This window comes from Corynebacterium sp. HMSC05E07 (assembly GCF_001807225.1).
Taxonomy (GTDB): Bacteria; Actinomycetota; Actinomycetes; order Mycobacteriales; family Mycobacteriaceae; genus Corynebacterium; species Corynebacterium singulare.
Genome location: NZ_KV788227.1, coordinates 1 through 2,065, shown reverse-complemented (window position 1 = coordinate 2,065; position 2,065 = coordinate 1). Strand labels below are relative to the sequence as shown.

Here is a 2,065-nt window from a genome sequence, read left to right as displayed (position 1 = left end):
CCCGCTACGCACTCCGAAACCGGAAGAGCCACTTAAGCGGTTATTCCAAGAACCAGCCCATTAAAACGCAAATAGTTCTACGCCTACACGAGCTTCCACGAAACAGGAACCTAAGGCGTCGGCGGTTAAAACAACCGGACTTGGTCGCTCATTAAGAATGAGACGCTTTCGAGATGTCCGTCGTCTGAAACGACGACGAGCAAACTGCTTTGCCATTGTCAGATGCGAGTTTTTGGTACCGGTGTTCTGGGGACTCGGTGTAAAGTGTCAGCACCTCGTGCACGGTGAGTGTCATCAGGTTGTGCACACTGGGTGTCAGGAGGTTGTGCACACTGTGTCCCATGGGTGTGTGCACAGTCCTGCGTGTTTAGTGGAGTAGTTTGTCTGGGCTAATGGTGGCGAATCGTTTTTGGGCTTTTTCGTGTTTGATACGCCATTGTTTGGGTGGATCCTTCATCCACACGCCTTTGATGTTGTAGGAGTTGATGTATGCCGTTGTCTTTGCGATAGCGACCACGGGAAGCGGGATCGAGATCGACAAAGCGAGTTCACCGTCTTCGGCATCCCAAAAGCCAAGTTCGCTTTCTGTGACTGTGCGGTGGAAACTTCTGTTTCTCATCGATCGGGGAACAGCAATGCGCATCCCTTGGAAAAACACCATCTGATTAGCTTCAGTGACAGTCACCGTATCGAAACCGTCGTCATCTGAGTCAGCAATACTGGGACGTGAATAACCTGTGACTCCACCGTTTCGTTTTGGACGTGGTGGTTTTTCATCCTGGCGGATAACCCCCGAGGTGAGGTAAGCGTTACCACGTTGAAGCGCGTAGTTTTCTGCTTTCTGCTTTAGCACCTCCAGTGGGATCGGGTCTTGAGGTGGCACAACCCCAACAAGGTGCCACGCTGTGGCCGGGGTGACACACTCTGGAAGGCCCTGGTGTGGTCGCCGGTTATTGTATTGATCTCGATACTTATCAATCAGCACCTCGCACTGCTTCAGTGTTTTTGGTTTGTGTGCCTCCAAGAATCTAAACAGTGTGCGGTGTGAACGCTCGTCTTTACCTTGAGTTTGCGGGTTGCGTGGCCTGCCGGAAATACTCAAGCACCCAACCGATGCCAGGTAGGCCTCCAAGGGGCCAACAACACCGTTGCGTAGCTGGTTAAAAGCAGCCCCATTATCACTGAGAAGTTCATGCGGGGCACCAAAGGTGGCAATGGCCTTGCGTACAGCATCTGTGGCATCTTTAGAGTTTTCGTGTGCCGCATAGGCGCAGGTACCGACATCGAAGCGGGTAGCGTCATCGATGATTTGATAGATGGTGACAGGTGTTCGTTTGTCGTCGTGGAGGCGATAGTAAAACCCATCAATTTGCCACATGTGCATGGCTTGACCACGCTGGAAACGAACACGGGTGATCTTGGGGCGTTTCTTCGGGTTTGATTCCACAGCTCCTGCCGCACGCAACAGGCGAGCAATCGTGGATACGGACGGCACCGGATCTGCTAGCTCTCCTGATGCAATACCTTCAAACCGAATGGAGATGGGACCATAGTCCCAGCCCTGGGTTTTCAAACGCTTCCGGATCACAAGCAGTGCTGTGGTCACGTGCTCGTCGTAGGTCCTTGCTGGCGTGATCGGGGCGCTGGAATGCGGATGCAACGCGGCACCTGCTTCCTCATCGTATCGGGCACGGATGTTGTAGAACGTGCGGCGGGAGATCTTCAACTGTTCACAAAACGCGGTGATAGATAGACCGTGACCGTCGAAGGGGTCGAACTCAATAATTTTCCGGCGAATCTCCGGAGGAATTGCCTTACTCATTATCCGATTGTGTCCGACACACAGCATAAAAGGTCACGAAACTGTGCACAATGTCATGACATTAGGTGTAAACAATGTCATGACCTTAAGCGCGCAAAAGGTAGTGACACATAACATTCTGGGGACTCGGTACTGTCGTGTTCCGGGTAGTTGGTACCAGGCCGAGGGGTGCGTCGGCCCGGACCGTTAGTCTTAGTCGTCTGGGGTGGTGGATGCGGTGGCTTTGCGCATGTCGAAGTCTCC

General features: G+C 52.8%; 1 protein-coding gene. It reads right to left on the bottom strand.

Going from position 1 to position 2,065, the window contains the following annotated elements; translation table 11 throughout:
• Positions 1 to 367: 367 nt before the first annotated feature.
• A complete protein-coding gene (locus HMPREF3149_RS06780; RefSeq protein WP_070537218.1) occupies positions 368 to 1,822 on the bottom strand; it encodes an integrase core domain-containing protein in 1,455 nt (484 codons plus the stop codon).
• Positions 1,823 to 2,065 lie beyond the last annotated feature (243 nt).